Here is a 13753-nt window from a genome sequence, read left to right as displayed (position 1 = left end):
ATTGGCGGCGGCGAAGGGTCACTGCGCCTTCGCTGCCCCCGACGATTCAGCTCCCGCCGCGGGAGCCGCCTGCCCGGTCGGTCCCTGCTCGGCCCCGCGCCGGCGCTTGCCCTGCTCGCCAGTGCCGGCTTCGCCCTGCTTGCTCTGCGGATCACCAGGCGGGCCGCTCCGACGCTTGCGCGGCGCAAGATCGGCGGTCGGCGTCTGGCTGCTGTCGCCGACGGCGACCTTCGCGCCTTCAGCGAGATTGGCGAAGCCGGTGGTGACGACGCGGTCCGCAGCCGTGAGCCCGCTGGCGATCACCGCCTCGGTCTCGTTCTGCTGGGTCACCTTGACAGGCCGCGCATGGACGACGTTGTCCTGGTCGATGACATAGCTAAATGTGCCGGCCGGGCCGCGCTGCACCGCCGATGTCGGCACCACCACGGCCGCGCTCAGCGTTTCGACCTTGAGCCGCACATTGACGAACTGGCCGGGCCAGAGCTGGAATCTGGCGTTGGGAAACTCCGCCTTCAGCTTCACCGTGCCGGTGGTCTGATCGACCTGATTGTCGATGCCTCTCAATATCCCGGTGTCGACCACGGTGACGCCGTCATTGCCGAACACGTCGACTGGCAGCGCGCCCTTCGCCGATGCGGCGTTGACGCGCACGATCTGCTGCTGCGGCAGGCTGAACTGCACCGCGATCGGCTGCAGCTGCGTGATCACCACCAAGCCGGTGGTGTCGGCGGAGCGAACCAGATTGCCCTGATCGACCTGGCGCAAACCGGCGCGGCCGGAGAGCGGCGCGACCACCTTGGTGTAGCTCAGCGTCGCCGCGGCGTTGTCGATCGCGGCCTGATCGGAGCGCACCTGCGCCTCGAGTTGCGCCACAGTGGCCTTTTGCGTGTCGGCCTGCTGCTTGGAGCCGGCGTTGGACGCCGCGAGCTGCTGATAACGGGCAAGATCGATCTTGGCGTTGGCGAGCTGCGCCTCGTCCTGCGCTTTTTTCGCGACCGCCTGGTCGTATTGCGCCTGATAGATTGCCGGGTCGATCTCGGCGAGCACGTCGCCGGCCTTGACGTCCTGACCTTCGGTGAACTTCACCGACAGCAGCTTGCCGTCGACCTGGGCGCGCACCGTGACGGTGTTGAGCGCCCGCACCGAACCGACCCCGTCGAGATACACCGGAACGTCCTGCACCTTCGGCGTTGCCGCCAGCACCGGCACGGCCATGTCCGGTCGCGCTCCGTTGCGGCCGGTCGGCGTTTGCTTGGTCTGGAACGCATTCCAGGCGATGTAGCCGAGCCCGGCGAGGATGATCGCAGTCACCAGCAGCGACACCGTGCGCCGCCGCGCCCGTGACGCAAGATTCTTCGTTCCAGCTTCGATGCCGGCCGCGTCGTTCGATTCCGGCTTAAAGAGCATTGACCGGTCTTTCCATCCTCGGCTCCCAGCCGCCCCCGAGCGCCTGAAACAGACTGACAATCGCCAGATAGCGCGCCAACTGCGTCTGGATCAGCGAATCTTCCGCCTGAAATAGTGTCAATTGCGTGTTTAGCACGGTCACGATGTCAGCCGTGCCGGCGCGTAGTTGCTGTTCGGCCAGGCTGAAAGCGCGCCGCGACGACGCCACCACCTGCCGCTGTAGCCGCAGCCGCTCAGTGTTCTGCTTGATCGATTCGAGCGCATTGTCGACGTCGGCGAAGGCCGACACCACTGTCTTGCGATAGGTCTGCAGCAACTCATCCTGCTGCGCCTTCGTCAGGTCGAAATTGCCGCTGATGCGACCGCCGTCGAAGATCGGCTGCGTCAGCCCGGCGGCGAGGTTCGAAAACGTCGCCTGCGGCGTGAACAGCGACGCCAGCACCGCGCTCTGATAGCCGCCCTGCCCGGTGAGCTGGATGCTCGGGAAGAATTGCGCCCGCGCGCTGCCGACATTGGCGGTGGCGGCGGCGAGCTGCGCCTCCTGCCGGCGGATGTCCGGTCGCTGGGTCAGCAGCTCGGACGGCATCCCCGGCGTCACGAGCGGCGAGCTCAGTCTGTTGAGCGAGCCGCCGAGGATCTTCACGGCTTCCGGCGGCCGCGACACCAGCGTCGCCAGCGTGTTGATGTTCTGCGCGAGCGTCACCCGCAGCAGCGGCACGGCGGCGCGCTGGTTGGCGAGCACGCTCTCCTGCTGCGCGACATCGAGGTCGCTGCCGGTGCCGGCGGCCAGCCGCTGTTTGATGGCGTCGAGAATACGCTGCGCGCTGGCGATATTCTCCTGCGCGGTGCGGATTCGATCCTGCGAGGCCAGCACCTGGAAATAGGCATTGGCGACGCTCGCCATCGTCGTCAGCGCGACGACATCGCGATCGAACCGGTTGGCGGTCGCGGTTTCCTCGGCCGCCAGCGCGGCGTCGCGATTCTTGCCCCAGAAGTCGATCTCGTAACTCGCGCTCAGCGAAGCCGCATAGGTTGAAAACCGGCGGCCGGCGATCGTGGTGTTGCTGACATTGCTGCCCGACGTTTTGTTCTGCGAGCCGCTGCTGTTGCCGGTGAGCGAGGGCAGCAGCGCCGCGCCGGTGATACGCGCCTGGGCGTCGGCCTGCAGGATCCGTGAGGTTGCCGCAGCGATGTCGAGATTGACGGTTTGCGCCTCTTCCATCAATTGCGTCAGCTCGGGCGAGCGGAAGCCGCGCCACCAATCGAGCGCAGGCGGCGCGTCGGCCGTCGTCAGCGCCGCCGCCTTGTAGCGCGGCGGCAGGTCGAGCGCCGGGTCCGGCAGGTCTTTGGTCAGGATGCAGCCGCCCGCGCCGACGACGAGCGCCGAGGCAGCGACCATCCTCACGGACTGACGCAGGTAGCGCAGCGTGATGCTCATGCGGGCCGCGATCCGACAGCGGGCGCGGCGTATCGCCACGCACCCCGCGCCGGAGTCCGTTTCGGCGCACGACGCTTTCTGCCAGTCACTTGCAACACGATCACGGGAAATGCTTTCTCGAAGCCCGCGCCTATTCTAGCTGCAGGATTTGGCGGCGCACAGGCCTGACGGCCGCCGAGCCGGTGGCAGAGTGTTTCCCCGCCAGACTGCTCGAGACGACCGCACGGCAAGGTTTGCCTTGTTCTATTGGGGTTATACCCAACTTGACGCAATCCGCGAACACAGCAATCCTTACAAAGATTTCATCTGTTTGTTGCCCGCCTGTGAGTCGACCCTGCCCGCTTTTCTCGTCCAAGCGCGTCTCATCGTGCTGAAACTCCTGCGGTGCCCCGTCGTATCTCGGGAACCAGCGGGCTAAGGGGGCTTGGGAAAATGCGCGTCGCAGTTGTTGGAACGGGAATCGCAGGCAATGCCGCCGCTTGGGCACTGTCGTCGCGATATCCCGTCACTGTCTATGAGCGCGAGCTGCGCGCTGGCGGACACAGCCACACCATCACGGTCGATTACGACGGCACCGCGATCCCGGTCGACATCGGCTTCATCGTCTACAATCAGCTCAACTATCCCGATCTCACCGCGCTTTTCGCTCATCTCGACGTCGAGACGGTCGAGAGCTGCATGAGTTTCGCCGTCAGTGCCGACGCCGGCCGCTTCGAATGGAAGGGCGGCGGGTCGAACTGGCTCGAGACCGCGCGCGGGCTGTTCGCGCAGCCGAGCAATCTTCTGTCGCCGTCCTATCTCAAGATGCTGCGGCACATTCTGGTCTTCAACGAGCAGAGCGTAGCCGATTTCAAGTCCGGCGCTCTCATGGGCATGTCGCTCGGCGAATATTTCACCAGCCGCAAATTCGCGCCGCGTCTGCTCACCGACTATCTTGCGCCGATGGGCGCGGCCATCTGGTCGGCGCCGGCAGCCGAGATTCTCGACTTCCCGGCGGAGAACTTCGTCGCCTTCTTCAACAATCATCGCCTGCTGCATTACGAACGGCCGATCTGGCGCACCGTGAAGGGCGGCAGCGCGCGTTATGTTGAGAAATTGACCGCCGCGTTCAAGGATCAGATGCGGCTCGGCAGCGCCGTGACCGCGATCGAGCGCACACCGAAGGGCGTGATCGTGCGCGACAGCCACGGCCGCAGCGACGTCTATGATCACGTCGTAATCGGCGCGCATAGCGATCAGGCGCTGGCGATGCTCGCCGACCCGAGCGACGAGGAGCGCGACATTCTCGGCAGCATCGGCTACGCGCCCAATCTGGTCTATCTGCATCGCGACCCCCGCCTGATGCCGAAGCGCAAGCACGCCTGGGCGTCGTGGAACTTTCTGCGCTGGAAGCGCGAAGGCTCGCCTGTCAACGACGTCGCGGTCACTTATTGGATGAACCGGCTGCAAGGAATCGACGAATCAAAACCACTGTTCGTCAGCCTCAATCCGCCGTTTGCGCCGGATCCGGCCTTGACCTTTGGTCGCTACGACTGCGACCATCCGCAATACACTGCCGCGGCCTTTGCCGCGCAGCGGCGGATCGGCGAGATCCAGGGCCAGCGCCGGACCTGGTTCTGCGGCGCCTGGACCGGCTACGGCTTCCACGAGGACGGGCTGCGTTCCGGCCTCGCGGTTGCAGACCATCTCGGCGCTCCGGTGCCGTGGCGCGCGCCGCCGCCTGAGGTCAGGGAAGCTGCAGAATAGGTATGAAGACTCCTGCGAACAAAGCTCCAGCGATGACCGGCGGCCCGCCTCCCGCCGCCGCCGCGCTGTATTTCGGCGACGTGATGCATGCCCGGCTGAAGCCGGTCGGCCATCGCTTTAACTATCGGGTGATGTCGCTTTTAATCGACCTCGACCGATTGTCCGAGGCGGACCGCATCACGCCGCTGTTCGGCGTCAACCGCCGCGCGATGTACAGTTTTTACGAGAAGGACCATGGCGAACGCGACGGCGCGCCGCTGCGAGCCTATGTCGAGCGCTGCGCAATGACGCAGGGCGTCGATCTCACCGGCGGCCGCGTGTTGCTGCTGACCTATCCGCGGCTGCTCGGCTTCACCTTCAATCCGCTGTCGGTGTATTTCTGTTACGGCGCCGATGGCGGCCTCGCGCTGGTCGTCTACGAGGTCCGCAACACGTTCGGCGACATTCATTCTTACGTGTTGCCGGTGCGGCCGGATGAAATCTCCGCTGCCGGTCTCCGACAGCAGCAGGACAAGCTGTTCTACGTCTCGCCCTTCATCGAGATGGCGATGCGCTACCATTTTCGCGTCGCGCCGCCCGGCGAAACCGTCAAGGTGCGAATCCTCGAGACCGACGCCTCCGGCCCGTTGCTCGCCGCCACCTTCAATGGCCGGCGCCGGCCACTTTCGACCGCATCGCTGGTGCGCTCGTTCGTCACGCTGCCGCTGGTGACTCTGAAGATCATGGCCGCGATCCATTGGGAAGCGCTGCGATTGTGGATCAAAGGTGCGCGGCTCGTGCCGCGGCCGCCCGCGCCGCCGCCACCGAGCGACTTTGCGCCACGCCCGCACGATGCTTATAGTAATCATACGTGAGCCCAGCGTATCCATCTGTCCGACCTGGGCGCGATCGATGGAAGTGAAATGTCTGAGCTGGTGCTGCTGACTCCCGACAATGTGAATGCGAAGCTTGCCGGCCTGCCCCGCGTCGTGCGGCTGGCGCTGGCGTACGGTGCGCGGCTGAGACGCGGCACGCTGGATGTCACCCTGCCCGACGGCCGCCGTTTTCGCATGGGCGGCGCCGAGCCCGGCCCCGCCGCCGAAATGCGGCTGCACAGCTATGCCTTCGCCTCGCGGCTGATCAACGGCGGCGACATCGGGATCGCCGAAGCCTATCTCAACGGCGATTGGGATACGCCGGACCTGACGCAGTTCCTGTATCTGTTCTGCGTCAATCACGAGATGATCCAGGCGATGCTCGGCGACAATCCGATGATGCGGTTCGCGCAGATCGTCCGCCACTGGTTCAACCGCAACACCAAGCGCCAGGCGAGGCGCAACATCTACGCGCATTACGACATCGGCAATGCGTTCTACTCGGCCTGGCTCGATCCGAGCATGACCTATTCCTCGGCGCTGTTCGAGGAACACACCCACGACCTCACCGCCGCCCAGATCAACAAATATCAGCGCCTCGCGGAAGCGATCGACCTGAGGCCCGGCCAGAAGCTGCTGGAGATCGGCTGCGGTTGGGGCGGCTTCGCCGAATACGCCGCAAAGAATTTCGACGCCCGCGTCGTCGGCCTCACCATCAGCAAGGAACAGCGCGACTTCGCCCAGGAGCGGATGCAACGCGCGGGCCTCGCCGACAAGGTTGAAATCCGGCTGCAGGACTACCGCGACGAGCGCGGCCAATACGACAGGATCGCGTCGATCGAAATGATCGAGGCGGTCGGTGAGCAATTCTGGCCGCGATACTTCTCACAATTGCGCGACCGGCTGCTGCCCGGCGGTCTGGTCGGGATCCAGGCGATCACCATCCAGGATCGCTTCTTTCAGGCCTATCGCCGCGAGGTCGATTTCATCCAGCGCTACGTCTTTCCCGGCGGGATGCTGCCGTCGCCCGAGATCCTGAAATCGCTCGGCGAGAAATTCGGCGTACCAGTGGTTCGCGAACGCATTTTCGGAGAAGATTATGCCAAGACTCTCGTGACGTGGAGAGATAATTTCCGCGCAGCGTGGCCGAACCTGACGCCGCTGGGTTTCGATGAGCGCTTCCGCCGGCTGTGGGAGTACTACCTCGCTTATTGCGAGGCCGGCTTCCTCTCCGGCAACATCGACGTGCGCCAGGTCGTGTTCGCAAAAGCGAACTGAGTGTGGCGGACTAGCCACCCACCCAGCGAGTATCGTGAGAGCGCAACGGTGCCGCAGCGTTGCCTTGTGCGAGACAGCTGCGTCACCTAGGTTGTGGTCCCGCAACCGAATGCCAGTTCCTGGACATCATGATCATCAAGAACGACGTCGTCGACGCCATCGGCCATACGCCCCTGATCAAGTTGCAGCGCGCGTCGGAGGCGACCGGCTGCACGATACTCGGCAAGGCCGAGTTCATGAATCCGGGACAATCGGTGAAGGACCGCGCAGCGCTGTTCATCATCAAGGATGCGATCGCGCGCGGCGCCTTGCGGCCGGGCGGCGCGGTGGTCGAAGGCACCGCCGGCAACACCGGCATCGGGCTGGCGCTGGTCGCCAACGCGCTCGGCTTCCGCACCGTGATCGTGATCCCGGAGACCCAGAGCCGGGAAAAGAAAGACATGCTGCGGCTGTGCGGCGCCGAACTGATCGAGGTGCCCGCCGTGCCCTATGCCAATCCCAACAACTACGTGAAATTGTCCGGCCGCCTCGCCGAACAATTGGCGAAGAGCGAGCCCAATGGCGCGATCTGGGCCAACCAGTTCGATAACGTCGCCAACCGGCAGGCGCACATCGAGACCACAGCCGAGGAAATCTGGCAGCAGACCGACGGCAAGGTCGACGGCTTCGTCGCCGCGGTCGGCTCCGGCGGCACGCTGGCCGGCGTCTCGATCGGGCTGAAGCAGCACAACCCCGCGATCCGCGCCGTGCTCGCCGACCCGTTCGGCTCGGCGCTATACAACTACTACAAGAACGGCGCGCTGAAGTCGGAAGGCTCGTCGATCACCGAGGGCATCGGCCAGGGCCGTGTCACCGCAAATCTCGACGGCGCGGTGATCGACGACGCCTACCAGATCCCCGACAGCGAGGCGGTGGCGATCGTCTACGACCTGCTCGAACATGAAGGCCTCTGCCTCGGCGGCTCCAGCGGCATCAACGTCGCCGGCGCGATCAGGCTCGCGAAGGAGCTCGGCCCAGGCCACACCATCGTGACCATTCTGTGCGACTATGGCAGCCGCTATCAGTCCAAGCTGTTCAATCCGGACTTCATGCGCAGCAAGAACCTCCCTGTGCCGGAGTGGATGGAAACGAAGAGCAAGATCGCGGTGCCGTTCGAGGCGGTGTGAGGCTGTCGTCCCAAACCTGCGCATCATCGCGGGACCGAAGCAGGTACATGATTTCCCGTTCGTCATTCCGGGACGTGAGAGTAGCTCGCGAACCGGCATCTCCCCAGATCGGCATCCCTCTCGTTCGTCATTCCGGGGCGCTCACGTAGTGAGCGAACCCGGAATCCATACCCCCTGGACTCGCGTTCGGGTCCAACGTTGCGACCTCCGTTTCTCGCCGCTGACGGCGGTGGTTATGGATTCCGGGCTCGCGCTGCGCGCGCCCCGGAATGACGAACGAGAGGCGTTCCGGGCGATCGTCCATTTCGTGTCCCGCACGCAGTGCAGCGCGCAGCGCTGCGCTGCAGATGCGGGACCCCGGTTTCTTCTGGAGAAGTCAGCAAGTGTTGTGAGTCCGCGGATCCGGGACACAATCAAATGCCCTTGACAATAATCCTATAAGGACTATAGTCCGCATCGTCCTGTCCGTGAGGGGCGCTTCGCGAGGCGTCGGATAGCGGGACAGATCACGATGGCTGGATCACCGGCCGGAGTGATAACCCGGCGACGCCAGCTTGGCTGGCGATGTCGGCTGGACGCGGCGTCCCGCGCGTTGTGCCTCGCAAGCACGCGTCCGGGAGGCAGAAGGTCACCGTCCGCCGCTACTACGAGCGGCTGCCGCTTTCGTGGCTGGACGGGGGCGCCCGAGGCGGGGGAAATCCCCGTGCTCCCCGCACCCGGAAGAACGGTCCCGACGCCCAAAACCGCCGCGGTGGGCGCGCCGACGAGGCGTTGCGCGATGGTTCGCAGCCATCGCGAAAACTCACCACCTTCGCGCCACGCGGCGCGCCCCCACCCCTCGCTGTGAAGCGACGGGTGCAAAGCTCGGACGCTTCGGCGCCGCGAGACTGATTTGCCTTGGCTGTTTGACAGATCAGCACGAGGCGTTGCCGGCACCCGGCGCATTGTCGCGATCCGGTTAACCGAACGGGAACCGCACCTGAAAGAACGGCGACATCATCAACCCGACCTTCATCGCTGCCGACGTTTCCTTGCGCCAACAAGGAGCGCGTCATGCCCGTCTTCAGATACTTCGTCTCCGTCGGACCCGCCTTGCTGGCGCTGCTGGTGATCATCGACGCGGTGTTCGGCGAAGGCCCGCCGCGGTTCAACGACGCCATCTACGACAGCACGTTGTACGCGCCACGCGCGGCGATCGCGAACGTCCGACAGGAGCGCAGCTTCGCCGACGACGTGACGCCGGCCGATCGCGTCAGACAAGTGTTCGGTCAGTTCTCGGCAAACGACGGCAAACGCCTCAAGCGCTACTCTTCGGCGTCCAGCGCAATCTGATAGACGGCAGCGCGAGAAAGCCGATCAGTCTCACCGCAGGATCTGACTGAGGAACAGTTTCGTCCGAGCGTGCTGCGGGTTGGCGAAGAACTCTTCCGGCGCGTTGGCTTCGATCACCTGCCCGGCATCCATGAACACAACGCGATCAGCGACCTGCTTGGCGAAGCCCATCTCGTGAGTCACCACAAGCATGGTCATGCCCTCGTCGGCGAGGTCGACCATGGTGTCGAGCACTTCCTTGACCATTTCGGGATCGAGCGCCGAGGTCGGCTCGTCGAACAGCATCACCTTCGGATTCATCGACAACGCCCGCGCGATCGCGACGCGCTGCTGCTGGCCGCCGGAAATCTGTCCCGGATATTTGCCGGCCTTTTCGGGAATCCGGACCCGCTCGAGATATTTCATCGCGGTCGCCTCGGCGTCCTTCTTGGGAATGTTGCGCACCCAGATCGGCGCCAGCGTACAATTCTCCAGCACCGTGAGATGCGGAAACAAATTGAAGCTCTGAAACACCATGCCGACTTCGCGGCGGATCGCATCGACGTGCTTCAGGCTCGGACCGAGTTCGATGCCGTCGACCACGATGCGGCCTTCCTGAAATTCCTCGAGCGCGTTGATGCAGCGGATCAGGGTCGACTTGCCCGACCCCGACGGTCCGCAAATCACGATGCGCTCGCCGCGGCCGACGTCGAGACTGATGTCGCGCAGCACGTGGAAATCGCCGTACCACTTGTTCAGCCCCGCGATCGAGACGACCGGTTTCTCTCCCATCAACTGGATCCTTTGTCAGGTGCGCCGGTGGGCATTGAGCCGATGCTCGACGAACAACGAATAGCGCGACATGCCGAAGCAGAACACGAAGTAGATCAGCCCGGTGAAGGCGAAGCCGGTGAACAGCGTGTTCGGCGTCGACCAGGTCGGATCGGCGAAGGCGGCGCGGAGCTGGCCGAGCAGATCGAACAGCGCGACGATCGACACCAGCGAGGTGTCCTTGAACAGCGCGATGAAGCTGTTGACGAGGCCCGGAATGACGTGGCGCAGCGCCTGCGGCAACACGATCAGCCCGGTGGTCTTCGCGTAGGAAAGCCCGAGCGCGCTCGCCGCTTCCCCCTGCCCGCGCGGAATTGCGTTCAGCCCGCCGCGCACCACTTCGGCGTTGTAGGCGCCGGCAAACAGCGCAATGCCGATCAGCACGCGCAGCAATCCGTCGATGGTGAAGTTGCCGGGCAGGAACAGCGGCAGCATGTAGGTCGCGAAGAACAGCACCGTGATCAGCGGCACGCCGCGCCAGAATTCGATGAAGCCGATGCAGAACAGCCGGATCAGCGGAATCGTCGAGCGCCGGCCGAGCGCCAGCGCGATGCCGATCGGCATCGAGCCGACGATGCCGGTGACGGACACGACGAGCGTCACCAGCAAGCCGCCCCACTGCCGCGTGCCGACGATCGGAAGCCCGCCGCGGTCGAGCCGCAACACCGCGATCACCAAGGCGATGCCGGCGAACAGCGCGAGCGACATCAGCGGCGCGCGCGCGCCATTGCGCAGGCCTCCGCCGATCAACAAAACCAGCGCGGTGACGATCACCGCCGTCAGGCCGAGATCGATCCAGACCGGCTGGCCGGACGCCTGGATCCAGTCACGCAGCCAGACCAGCGGCGCGATCAGCCAATACAGCGCGGTGGCGATCCACAGCACCGGCTTGCCGATGGCGACCGCAATGACGCCGCCGCGCGTGAGCTTGGTCCCCGCTTCGTCGAGGCTGCCGACCAGACTCGACAACAGATCGGCGGTCCAGCTCACCGCGAAGCCGTGCAGCCCGCCGCCATGCAGCAGGAAGAACGCGACCACCGGAAACGCGATGAAAAACAACCCGGCGTTCAGCGTCTTCGCCGGCGCGCGCGGGATCAGCAGCGGCAGCAGCAGCACTGCGGCGAGCGCGAAGGTCAGGTCGACGCGCCAGCGCTCCGGCTGCGGATAGAAGCCGTAGACGAACTGCGAGAACTTCGCCTGCACGAACGGCCAGCATGCGCCGACGTCGCGATGCAGCGTCTCGGCCAGACAATCGGTGCGGTTGCTACCGGTCCAAACCGCGTCGACCAGCAGAAACTTCACACTCGGCACGATGGTCAGATACAGCAGCAGCGCGCCGACGATCGTCAGCAGGATGTTGGTCGGCGAACTGAACAGACGTCCGCCGACCAAGCCGACGAATCCGGTGGTTCGTACCGGCGCGGCGCGTTCGGGCACCATCTCGGATCGCACGAAGGCAGGCGTGGTCGAACGAGGTTCGTTCATGCGCCCATGCTCCTGTTGATCCGCCAACTGTAAAGGCTCATCAGCGCGCTGGTGATCAGCGAGATCAGGAGATACACGCCCATCGTGATCGAGATCACCTCGATCGCCTGCCCGGTCTGGCTCAGCGTGGTGCCGGCGAACACCGAGAACAGGTCGGGATAGCCGATCGCGACCGCCAGCGAGGAATTCTTGGTGAGGTTGAGATATTGATTGGTCAGCGGCGGCAGTATCACCCGCATCGCCTGCGGAATCACGACGAGGCGCAACGTCGCTCCACGCGACAATCCGAGCGACGCGCCCGCCTCCATCTGGCCCTTGTGAACCGAGAGGATGCCGGCGCGCACGATCTCGGCGATGAAGGCCGCCGTGTAGGTCGACAACGCCAGCGTCAGCGCGACGAATTCCGGCGCAAGCCGCGAGCCCCCGGCAAAGTTGAAGCCCTTCAGCACGGGTATTTCAAAGCCGAACGGCTTGCCGAAGATCAAGGCGGCGATCAGCGGCAATCCGATCAGCAGGCCGAGACTCCACGGCCACACGATCATCGGCTTTCCGGTCTGGAACAGCCGCCGCCGCGCATAGATCGGCAGCACGATCGCTCCGATCACCGCGATCAGCAGGGCAACGAGGAACCCGTCGAGCCCGGCCTCGCCGACCGGACGCGGCACCACGATGCCGCGATTGGATAGGAAGAAGCTGTCGAACAGCGTGACGCTCTGCCTCGGCCCCGGCAGTGCACCGAGCACGGCGAGATACCAGAACAGAATCTGAAACAGCAGCGGCAGGTTGCGGATCAGCTCGACATAGCCGCCGGCAATCCGCGAGATCAGCCAGTTCGGCGACAGCCGGCCGAGCGCAACCAGGAAGCCGATCAGCGTCGCGAAGAAGATCCCGATGACCGACACCATCAGCGTATTGGCGAGGCCGACCAGGAACACCCGCGTATAGCTGTCGGACTCCGAATACGGAATCAGCGTCTGACTGACGCCGAAACCGGCGGTTTGCGACATGAAGCCGAAACCGGAGGCGATCCGCTGGTTCGCCAGGTTGTCGCGGGCGTTGTCGACGATCGCGTAGCCGATCCAGCATAGCGTCGCCACGAACAGGAGTTGCGCGACCAGCCCTTTCCAGCCGGATCGACCGCCGAGCGCCCGGCGCAGTTTCGCGCCGAACTGCGCTGGCGGTGGTCGGGCCTCGATCGCCATCGACAGCGGTCGGCGCGTCAGCGGATCGGCGGCGCGTACATGATGCCGCCCTTGTTCCACAGCTTGTTGAGCCCCCGGGCGATCTCGAGCTTGGAGCCGGTGCCGACGTTGCGTTCGAACGATTCGCCGTAATTGCCGGTCGCCTTGACGATGCGGGCAACCCAATCCTTGGTCAGGCCAAGTTGCTCACCGAGGTTTCCATCTGAGCCGAACACGCGCTTCAATTCCGGCTTGTCCGACTTGGCCATCTCGCCGACATTGCTCTGGGTGACGCCAAGCTCCTCGGCGTTGACCAGCGCGAACAGCGTCCATTTCACGATGTCGAACCACTGGTCGTCGCCGTGGCGGACCAGCGGCCCGAGCGGCTCCTTCGAAATCACTTCCGGCAGCACGACATGGTCGGCCGGCGTGGTCACTTTCAGCCGCTGGGCGTAGAGCTGCGAGACATCGGAGGTGAATACGTCGCAGCGGCCGGATTCGTAGGCCTTGATCGCCTCGTCGGCGTTGGCGAAGGCGATCACCTCGTACTTCATGTTGTTGCCTTTGAAGTAGTCGGCGACGTTCTGCTCGTTGGTGGTGCCGGTCTGCACGCAGATCGAAGCGCTGTTCAGCTCGAGCGCCGAATTGACCTTGAGCGCCTTCTTCACCAGGAAGCCCTGCCCGTCGTAATAGCTCACGCCGGCGAAGTTGACGCCGAGCGAGGTGTCCCGAGACACCGTCCAGGTGGTATTGCGCGAAAGCACGTCGATCTCGCCGGATTGCAGTGCCGTGAATCGATCCTTGGCCGACAGCGGCACGAATTTGACCTTGGAGGGATCGTCGAAGATCGCCGCGGCGACGGCGCGGCACAAATCGACGTCGAGGCCGGTCCAGTTGCCCTTGTCGTCGGGCGCCGAGAATCCCGGCAGGCCCTGGCTGACGCCGCAGGACAGCAACCCGCGATCCTTGACGGTCTTGAGCGTCTGGGCGCCGGCGCTCTGGGCCGCGAAGCAGGCGGTGATGGCGACGGCAGCAGCGAGAGATACACGTTTCATC

Annotated in this window: 11 protein-coding genes; 5 read left to right on the top strand and 6 right to left on the bottom strand. The window is 64.6% G+C overall.

Annotated elements, in window-relative coordinates:
* Positions 1-18: 18 nt before the first annotated feature.
* Positions 19-1407: an efflux RND transporter periplasmic adaptor subunit gene (locus BMY71_RS23450; protein WP_011502979.1), complete on the bottom strand. Its 1389-nt coding sequence runs from the start codon at positions 1405-1407 to the stop codon at positions 19-21.
* Entirely contained in the window at positions 1397-2845 is a 1449-nt protein-coding gene (locus BMY71_RS23445) for an efflux transporter outer membrane subunit (RefSeq protein WP_092686295.1), read from the bottom strand. Before BMY71_RS23445 ends, BMY71_RS23450 begins: the two co-directional genes overlap by 11 nt.
* Before the next feature lie 432 nt (positions 2846-3277).
* Between BMY71_RS23445 and BMY71_RS23440 the strand changes: the two genes are divergently transcribed.
* The 5 genes from BMY71_RS23440 (at position 3278) to BMY71_RS23420 (ending at position 9221) form a co-directional block, all read left to right on the top strand.
* On the top strand, positions 3278-4591 hold the full coding sequence (locus tag BMY71_RS23440; RefSeq protein WP_092686294.1) for an NAD(P)/FAD-dependent oxidoreductase: 1314 nt from the start codon (positions 3278-3280) through the stop codon (positions 4589-4591).
* 2 nt (positions 4592-4593) lie between these two features.
* Positions 4594-5445 carry a DUF1365 domain-containing protein gene (locus BMY71_RS23435; RefSeq protein WP_092686293.1) on the top strand — a complete coding sequence of 284 codons (852 nt, stop codon included), beginning with the start codon at positions 4594-4596 and terminating at the stop codon, positions 5443-5445.
* Positions 5446-5493: 48 nt separating this feature from the next.
* Complete coding sequence (locus tag BMY71_RS23430; protein ID WP_092686292.1) at positions 5494-6723, top strand: SAM-dependent methyltransferase; 1230 nt, start codon at positions 5494-5496, stop codon at positions 6721-6723.
* 128 nt (positions 6724-6851) lie between these two features.
* Positions 6852-7889 carry a cysteine synthase A gene (locus BMY71_RS23425; protein ID WP_011502974.1) on the top strand — a complete coding sequence of 346 codons (1038 nt, stop codon included), beginning with the start codon at positions 6852-6854 and terminating at the stop codon, positions 7887-7889.
* A 1053-nt stretch (positions 7890-8942) separates the two neighbouring features.
* Positions 8943-9221: a hypothetical protein gene (locus tag BMY71_RS23420; protein ID WP_011502972.1), complete on the top strand. Its 279-nt coding sequence runs from the start codon at positions 8943-8945 to the stop codon at positions 9219-9221.
* A gap of 30 nt (positions 9222-9251) precedes the next feature.
* Here BMY71_RS23420 and BMY71_RS23415 read toward each other — a convergent pair whose 3' ends face one another.
* The 4 genes from BMY71_RS23415 to BMY71_RS23400 are packed head-to-tail and all read right to left on the bottom strand — an operon-like array spanning position 9252 to position 13752.
* Positions 9252-9992 carry an amino acid ABC transporter ATP-binding protein gene (locus tag BMY71_RS23415; RefSeq protein ID WP_092686291.1) on the bottom strand — a complete coding sequence of 247 codons (741 nt, stop codon included), beginning with the start codon at positions 9990-9992 and terminating at the stop codon, positions 9252-9254.
* Positions 9993-10007: 15 nt separating this feature from the next.
* A complete protein-coding gene (locus BMY71_RS23410) occupies positions 10008-11516 on the bottom strand; it encodes an amino acid ABC transporter permease (RefSeq protein ID WP_011502970.1) in 1509 nt (502 codons plus the stop codon).
* A complete protein-coding gene (locus BMY71_RS23405) occupies positions 11513-12718 on the bottom strand; it encodes an amino acid ABC transporter permease (RefSeq protein ID WP_011502969.1) in 1206 nt (401 codons plus the stop codon). Before BMY71_RS23405 ends, BMY71_RS23410 begins: the two co-directional genes overlap by 4 nt.
* 17 nt (positions 12719-12735) lie before the next feature.
* A complete protein-coding gene (locus BMY71_RS23400; protein ID WP_011502968.1) occupies positions 12736-13752 on the bottom strand; it encodes an amino acid ABC transporter substrate-binding protein in 1017 nt (338 codons plus the stop codon).
* Position 13753: the final 1 nt, after the last annotated feature.

Origin of the sequence: Rhodopseudomonas pseudopalustris (assembly GCF_900110435.1) — a bacterium.
Lineage (GTDB): Bacteria > Pseudomonadota > Alphaproteobacteria > Rhizobiales > Xanthobacteraceae > Rhodopseudomonas > Rhodopseudomonas pseudopalustris.
This window is presented reverse-complemented; position numbering and strand designations above follow the sequence as displayed.

Bases quoted from the DNA above. Each gene is read 5' to 3' on its own strand.
- BMY71_RS23450 (WP_011502979.1), bottom strand. From the start codon at position 1,407: ATGCTCTTTAAGCCGGAATCGAACGACGCGGCCGGCATCGAAGCTGGA.
- BMY71_RS23445 (WP_092686295.1), bottom strand. From the start codon at position 2,845: ATGAGCATCACGCTGCGCTACCTGCGTCAGTCCGTGAGGATGGTCGCT.
- BMY71_RS23440 (WP_092686294.1), top strand. From the start codon at position 3,278: ATGCGCGTCGCAGTTGTTGGAACGGGAATCGCAGGCAATGCCGCCGCT.
- BMY71_RS23435 (WP_092686293.1), top strand. From the start codon at position 4,594: ATGAAGACTCCTGCGAACAAAGCTCCAGCGATGACCGGCGGCCCGCCT.
- BMY71_RS23430 (WP_092686292.1), top strand. From the start codon at position 5,494: ATGTCTGAGCTGGTGCTGCTGACTCCCGACAATGTGAATGCGAAGCTT.
- BMY71_RS23425 (WP_011502974.1), top strand. From the start codon at position 6,852: ATGATCATCAAGAACGACGTCGTCGACGCCATCGGCCATACGCCCCTG.
- BMY71_RS23420 (WP_011502972.1), top strand. From the start codon at position 8,943: ATGCCCGTCTTCAGATACTTCGTCTCCGTCGGACCCGCCTTGCTGGCG.
- BMY71_RS23415 (WP_092686291.1), bottom strand. From the start codon at position 9,992: ATGGGAGAGAAACCGGTCGTCTCGATCGCGGGGCTGAACAAGTGGTAC.
- BMY71_RS23410 (WP_011502970.1), bottom strand. From the start codon at position 11,516: ATGAACGAACCTCGTTCGACCACGCCTGCCTTCGTGCGATCCGAGATG.
- BMY71_RS23405 (WP_011502969.1), bottom strand. From the start codon at position 12,718: ATGGCGATCGAGGCCCGACCACCGCCAGCGCAGTTCGGCGCGAAACTG.
- BMY71_RS23400 (WP_011502968.1), bottom strand. From the start codon at position 13,752: ATGAAACGTGTATCTCTCGCTGCTGCCGTCGCCATCACCGCCTGCTTC.